At 70.2% G+C, this 6,200-nt stretch carries 6 protein-coding genes and 1 pseudogene; 5 read left to right on the forward strand and 2 right to left on the reverse strand.

Annotated features, from left to right (window positions below; all coding sequences use genetic code 11):
- The 3 genes and pseudogenes from AC07ZS_RS29470 to AC07ZS_RS29480 form a co-directional block, all read left to right on the forward strand.
- A pseudogene (locus tag AC07ZS_RS29470) lies at positions 1-117 on the forward strand (methyl-accepting chemotaxis protein); the annotation flags it as partial.
- A gap of 170 nt (positions 118-287) precedes the next feature.
- On the forward strand, positions 288-1,790 hold the full coding sequence (locus AC07ZS_RS29475) for a M20 family metallopeptidase (protein WP_494801980.1): 1,503 nt from the start codon (positions 288-290) through the stop codon (positions 1,788-1,790).
- A 12-nt stretch (positions 1,791-1,802) separates the two neighbouring features.
- Positions 1,803-2,660 (forward strand): alpha/beta hydrolase, encoded by an 858-nt coding sequence (locus AC07ZS_RS29480; RefSeq protein ID WP_494801981.1) that lies wholly within the window; start codon positions 1,803-1,805, stop codon positions 2,658-2,660.
- Between the two features lie 9 nt (positions 2,661-2,669).
- On the opposite strand, the gene AC07ZS_RS29485 is transcribed toward AC07ZS_RS29480, so the two are convergent.
- Both AC07ZS_RS29485 and AC07ZS_RS29490 read right to left on the reverse strand, forming a co-directional pair.
- Positions 2,670-3,194, reverse strand: a complete 525-nt coding sequence (locus AC07ZS_RS29485; protein ID WP_494801982.1) for a YidB family protein — start codon at positions 3,192-3,194, stop codon at positions 2,670-2,672.
- 39 nt (positions 3,195-3,233) lie between these two features.
- Positions 3,234-4,409, reverse strand: coding sequence for an MFS transporter (locus AC07ZS_RS29490; protein ID WP_494801983.1), 1,176 nt, complete (start codon positions 4,407-4,409; stop codon positions 3,234-3,236).
- A 24-nt stretch (positions 4,410-4,433) separates the two neighbouring features.
- Between AC07ZS_RS29490 and AC07ZS_RS29495 the strand changes: the two genes are divergently transcribed.
- Both AC07ZS_RS29495 and AC07ZS_RS29500 read left to right on the forward strand, forming a co-directional pair.
- Positions 4,434-5,147 carry an aspartate/glutamate racemase family protein gene (locus tag AC07ZS_RS29495; protein ID WP_494801984.1) on the forward strand — a complete coding sequence of 238 codons (714 nt, stop codon included), beginning with the start codon at positions 4,434-4,436 and terminating at the stop codon, positions 5,145-5,147.
- 127 nt (positions 5,148-5,274) lie between these two features.
- A partial coding sequence (locus tag AC07ZS_RS29500) for a HAMP domain-containing protein (RefSeq protein ID WP_494801985.1) occupies positions 5,275-6,200 on the forward strand: 926 nt, incomplete at its 3' end.

A 6,200-nucleotide genomic window follows, 5' to 3' on the forward strand; every position in this document is an offset into this window, starting at 1 on the left:
CTGGACCAGATGACGCAGCAGAACGCGGCGCTGGTGGAAGAGAGCGCGGCGGCCGCCGAAAGCCTCAAGGACCAGGCCCGCCGCCTGGCCGGTGTCGTGCAGACCTTCCGCCTGTAAGCCAAAGAGAGCCGCTGGTCGCCGCGACGGCGCGCGCCAGGGGCCGAACCCGGGTTCTGGCACGGTGCACAAGCCACGGGCGTGCCTATACTGTTTCCCCTGCACCGACCGGGGGGACGTCCGTCCCGGAACGCCGGTGTTTCATCGCCCGCGCACCGGAGACCGACGCCATGAACGCACGCCTGCCCCACGCTTCGCCCCCGCTGGACCCGGCCGCCTTGCAGGCCCATGTGGAGGCGAGCTGGGCGAGCAGCATCATCCCCGAGCTGACGCGTTACATCGAGGTGCCGGCCAAGTCGCCCGCCTTCGATCCTGACTGGGCCGCCCACGGCCTGCTGGAACGCGTGCTGCAGAGCGCGGCCGACTGGGTGCGGGCCCAGCAGGTGGACGGTCTCCAGCTGGAGGTCGTGCGCCTGAACGACGCGCAAGGCCGCCCGCGCACGCCGGTGCTGTTCTTCGACGTGCCGGCCAGTGCCGGGCGCGACGGCACACCCGCCCCGGCCTCGGGCCAGACCGTGCTGATGTACGGCCACCTCGACAAGCAACCCGAGTTCACCGGCTGGCGCAACGACCTCGGTCCCTGGACCCCCAAGATCGACGACGGCAAGCTCTACGGTCGCGGCGGCGCCGACGACGGTTATGCGGTTTACGCCAGCGTGGCTTCGCTCAAGGCGCTCAAGGCCCAGGGCGTGGCGCACCCGCGCATCGTCGGGCTGATCGAAACCTGCGAAGAAAGCGGCTCCGGCGACCTGCTGCCCTATGTGGACGCGCTGCGCCCGCGCCTGGGTGACGTGGGGCTGGTGATCTGCCTCGACAGCGGCGCCGGCAACTACGACCAGCTCTGGCTCACCACCAGCCTGCGCGGCATGGCCAGCGGTGTGCTCAAGGTGGAGGTGCTCACCGAAGGCATCCACTCGGGCGACGCCTCGGGCCTGGTGCCTTCGAGCTTTCGCATCATGCGCCAGGTGCTGGACCGGCTGGAGGACAGTGCGACCGGTCGCCTGCTGCCGGCGCGTTTCCATTGCGAGGTGCCGGCCGAGCGCATCGAGCAGGCGCGCGCCACGGCGGCCATTCTGGGTGACGAGATCTACAAGCGCTTCCCCTGGGCGCACCACGACTGCGGGGGCTCCACCGTGTTCGCCCTGCCCACCACCACCGACCCGGTGGAGGCGCTGCTCAACCGCACCTGGCGGCCCACGCTGTCGGTCACCGGGGCCGAAGGGTTCCCCGAAATGCGCAATGCCGGCAACGTGCTGCGGCCCTACACCGCTTTCAAGCTCAGCCTGCGCCTGCCGCCGCTGGTGGACGCGCCGTCCGCCGTGCAGGAGCTCAAGGCCCTGCTGGAAGACAACGCGCCCTACCAGGCGCGCGTGACCTTCGAGGGCGAGGGCGCGGCCAGCGGCTGGAACGCCCCCGCCACCGCGCCCTGGTTCGAGCAGGCGCTGCAGGACGCCTCGCAGGCCCACTTCGGCGCCGGCTGCGGCACCATCGGCCAGGGCGGCACCATCCCGCTCATGAACATGCTCAGCAAGGGTTTCCCGACGGCGCAGATGATGGTCTGCGGCGTGCTCGGGCCCAAGAGCAACGCGCACGGCCCGAACGAGTTCCTGCACCTGGACTACGCGCAGCGCCTGACCGCGACCGTGGCCCAGGTCATGGCCCGCATGCCCTGAGCCCGCCGCATCATGTCCGACACCACCCAGGCGCCCTTCACCCTTCGCGACGGCCTGAACCTGGCCCTGTTCGACTGGCCGCTGCCGATGCGCTGGCGCCCGCGCGCGGTGGTGCTCATCGTGCACGGGCTAGGTGAACACGCCTGGCGCTACGACCCGGTGGCCCAGCGCCTGAACGAGTGGGGCTTCTGTGTGCGCGCCTACGACCAGCGCGGGCACGGTGAGTCGGGTGGGGCGCGCGGCGTGCTGCCCGATGACGACACCCTGCTCGATGACCTCGCCGAAGTGCTGGAGGACACGCGCAACCACATCGCCGAACCCTGGGCCTGTCCGCTCATCCTCATGGGTCACAGCATGGGCGGGCTGATCGCCTCCACCTTCGTGCAGCGGCGCATGGCGCCCGTCGACGCGCTGGTGCTGTCATCGCCGGCGCTGGACGCGGGCATCGGCGCGCTGCAGAAGAAACTGATCTCCCTGCTCTACCGTTTCGCGCCCAACTTCGCGATCTCCAACGGCCTGGACGCGAGCAAGATTTCGCACAACCCGGCGGTGGTGGAGGCCTACAAGAAGGACCCGCTGGTGCACGACCGCATCACCGCGCGGCTGGCGCAGTTCATCGACAGCAACGGGCCGGCGGTGATCGCCGCCGCCGCGCAATGGCGCGTGCCCACCCTGCTCATGTACGCAGGCGCCGACAGCCTGGTGCGGCCCGCGGGCAGCAAGGCGTTTGCGGCCGCCGCACCGCGCGACAAGGTGCACGCCCAGGTGTTCGAGGGCCTGTACCACGAGATCTTCAACGAGGCCGATCCCTCGGCCGTGTATGGGACCCTGAAGGCCTGGCTGGACATGATCGCGCCAGCGCAGGCCTGAGCGGCGGGTTCAGGGTTGGCGGGGCGGTGTCAGCCCGAACAGGCCCATCAGGTCGGCCGCGCCAGCGCCGCCGGCCTGGCCACCCCCGCCCCCGAGCAGGGCGCCAAGCCCTCCCAGGCCGCCCAGGTCGTTGTCGGCCGGCAGTTGCCCCTTGGGGCTGAGCTGGTCGATCAGGCCGGGCAGCAGGTCGGCCAGCGTGCCCGAGGCCTGCGAGGGGCTGCCACCGAGTTGCGAGGCGATCATGCCCATCAGGTCGGGGCCGAGCGCGCTGCCGAGCTGATCGCCCGACACGGGCTGGTTCGCGCCGGTGCCGATCCACGATTGCACGGCGTCGCCCAGCCCGCCCGATTGCAGTTTGGCCAGCAGGCCTTGCAGCCCGCCCGAGCTCGCGAGCACCGAGCCGACGAGGGCGATCAGCATCTGCGGATCCAGCCCGCCTGGCAGGCCGTTGGCGGTGGGGCTGCGTTGCTGGCCCTGCAGCGAACCCGAAGCGGCCTCGGCGGCGGCGCCGATCAATGAATCCAGAAGTCCCATGGCGTGTTCCCTGTGGTGGCGCCCGAAATGGGCGCGCGATCAGGCGGGATTGTGGGCCTGGCGGCGCACCCAGGCAAGCCAGATCAGGGCCAGTCCGGTGAGGCCCACCGGTACCAGCGAGCCGATGTTGAGCCATTGCCAGCCCTGGGTGGTGACCAGCGCGCCCGAGGCGAACGAGGTCAGCGCCATGGTGGCGAACACGCAGAAGTTGATCGCGGCCTGCGCGCGGTTCTTTTCTTCGGGCCGGTAGGCCTGCAGCGCCAGCGTGGTGCTGCCGGTGAAGAGGAAGTTCCAGCCCACACCGAGCAGGAACAGCGCGATCAGGAACTGGTGCAGGTCCACGCCGGAGAGCGCCACCGCGATGCACAGGAGATTGAGCAACACGCCCACGCCCATGATGGTGAGCGTGCCGAAGCGCGCGATCAGGTGGCCGGTGAAGAAGCCCGGCGCGAACATGCCGATCACGTGCCATTCGAGCACCAGGGCCGCGTCGTCGAAGGCGAAGCCGCAGACCTGCATGGCCAGTGGCGTGGCGGCCATCAGCAGGTTCATCACGCCGTAGCCCAGCGCCGCACCGGCGGCGGCGACGAGGAACACCGGCTGGCGCACGATCTCCGAGAGCGGCCGACCCCGGTCGGCACCCGCGGCGACGGGCGGCGCTGGCGGGAAGCGCAGAAAGGCCATCAACCCCATGGAGAGCACGGCCACCACGGCCAGCGCCACATAGGCGCCGGCGAACGGCACGCCCAGCCAGTCCTTGGTGCGCACCGCCAGGTTGGGGCCGAGCACCGCGCCGATCAGGCCGCCGGCCAGCACCAGCGAGACCGCCTTGTCGCGGAACGCGGGCGCGCTCAGTTCGGCCGCCGCGAAGCGGTAGAGCTGGCCGTTGGCGCTGTAGTAGCCGGCGATCACGGTGGCGGCCACCAGCAGCCAGAAGTTCCTGTCCATCGCCGCCCAGGCGCACAGCAGGGCCGAGGCCAGCGCCACCAGCAGGCCGATCTGGAACGAGGCCTTTCGACCGAAAGCGCTTTGCGTGCGCGCCACCAGGGGCGTGGACAGCGCACCGCCCACCACGTAGCCCATCACCGGCAGCGTGGCCATCCAGCCCAGGGGCGCCAGCGCCAGGCCCACCAGCCCGTTGATGGCGATGAAGACCACGTTGTTGGTGAGAAAAAGGCCTTGTGCGCCGGCCAGCAGCCAGAGGTTCTTGTTCATAAGTCATCGTTTATACAATGAGCCATGCACCAGACCCAGCACATCGGCATCGTGGCCTGCTCCGCCGAAGGGGCGGCCCTGTGTTACCGCACCCTCTGCAGCGAAGGCGCGGCCCTGCTCGGGCCGCACGCGCACCCCGAAATCTCGCTGCACTCGATCTCGCTCGCCGACTACGTGGACTGCCTCGATCGGGGCGATCTGCGCGGCGTGGGCGAGCTCATGCTGCAGTCCGCGAACAAGCTCGCGGCGGCGGGGGCGGACTTTCTGATCTGTCCCGACAACACCATCCACCAGGCCTTCCCACATGTCGAGCCGCGCTCGCCGTTGCCGTGGCTGCACATCGCCGAGGTGGTGGCGCAGGCGGCGGTGCGGGCGGGCCATCGGCGGCTGGGCATCACCGGCACGCGTTGGCTGGTGGACAGCGAGGTCTATCCCGAGAAGCTCGCGGCGGTGGGCGTGCAGGCGGTGCGGCCGAGCGTGGTCGAGCGCGACGAGATCGACCGCATCATCATGGACGAATTGGTCTGCGGCATCTTCAAGCCCGAGAGCGTCGCCCGCTTCCAGGCCGTGTTCACGGGTTTGCAGGCGCAGGGCTGCGATGCCGTGGTGCTGGGCTGCACCGAGATCCCGCTGATCATGAGCGACGCGAACTCGCCCTTGCCCACGCTGGACTCTACGCGCCTGCTGGCGCGCGCCGCGCTGGCGCGGGCCTTGGCGGTTTCTGACGCAGGCGCGTGACCGTTTGATGAATGGCCCCGTCGGTCGGGGCGACTGGGAAAAGGCGCTCAAGAAGCCCGGACGGGCGTCGAAGCAGGAAACAAGGGCGACGGCGTTGTCGCCCACCCTCTTGCAAAGATCCCCCCCCATGAACTGGCTCTCCTACATTTCCGTGCGCGCCAAGCTCGCGCTGCTGCTGGCGCTGTGCGCGCTGGGCATTCTCACCGTCGCGCTCTCGGCGCTCTTCAGCCTGGACCGTGCCGTGGCGGCCAGCCAGCAGCTGGTGCAGGTGGAAGTGTCCGCCCTGCGCACGCTGGGCGACGTGCGCGCCGCCGTGGGCAACATGCGGCGCTATGAGAAGGACCTGTTCCTCAACCTGGCGGACGAAGAGGCCCTGCAGCGTTACCACACGGCCTGGCAGCAGCAGGTGAGCACCGGCCTGGCCCAGCTTGCCGAGCTGCGCCCCGGCCTCAAGGCGGACGAACAGGCCGCGCTCGACCGCATGACCTCAGGCCTCGCGAAGTACCGCGAGGCGGTCAACGCCATCCACGTGGCCATCACGCGCGGCGAGATCAACGACCCCTGGCGCGCCAACGGCGCCATGGAGCCGGCCAAGGCCGATGTGCGCTCGGCCGACGAGGCTTTCATCGAGATCAGCAACGCGGTGGGCGTGCGCGTGGACGGCATGGTCGATGCGCTGGCCCGCCTGCAGCGACAGGCCATGTGGGCCACGGTGCTGGCCGCGCTGGCGGTGCTGGTGCTCGCGCTGGGCCTGGGTTATGTCGTCAGCGGCAGCATCACACGCCCGCTGGGCGAAGCGGCGCGCGCGATCGAACGCGTGGCCGGCGGTGACCTCAGCACCCGGGTGCAGGCCCTGGGGCGCGACGAGACGGCGCGCGTGCTGGCCGGTATCGAGCGCATGCAGAGCGGGCTCGCGCGCATCGTGAGCGAGATCCGGGAAGGCGTCGACGGCATGAACACCGCGAGCGCGGAAATCGCCACGGGCAACCAGGACCTGAGCGCGCGCACGGAGCAGGCGGCGAGCAACCTGCAGGAGACGGCGGCGAGCATGGA

It is taken from the genome of Hydrogenophaga sp. GW456-12-10-14-TSB4, assembly GCF_059424305.1.

What these genes read in the sequence shown, in the direction of transcription:
- AC07ZS_RS29480 (WP_494801981.1), top strand. Translation starts at nt 1,803, where the DNA reads ATGTCCGACACCACCCAGGCGCCCTTCACCCTTCGCGACGGCCTGAAC.
- AC07ZS_RS29485 (WP_494801982.1), bottom strand. Translation starts at nt 3,194, where the DNA reads ATGGGACTTCTGGATTCATTGATCGGCGCCGCCGCCGAGGCCGCTTCG.
- AC07ZS_RS29475 (WP_494801980.1), top strand. Translation starts at nt 288, where the DNA reads ATGAACGCACGCCTGCCCCACGCTTCGCCCCCGCTGGACCCGGCCGCC.
- AC07ZS_RS29490 (WP_494801983.1), bottom strand. Translation starts at nt 4,409, where the DNA reads ATGAACAAGAACCTCTGGCTGCTGGCCGGCGCACAAGGCCTTTTTCTC.
- AC07ZS_RS29495 (WP_494801984.1), top strand. Translation starts at nt 4,434, where the DNA reads ATGCACCAGACCCAGCACATCGGCATCGTGGCCTGCTCCGCCGAAGGG.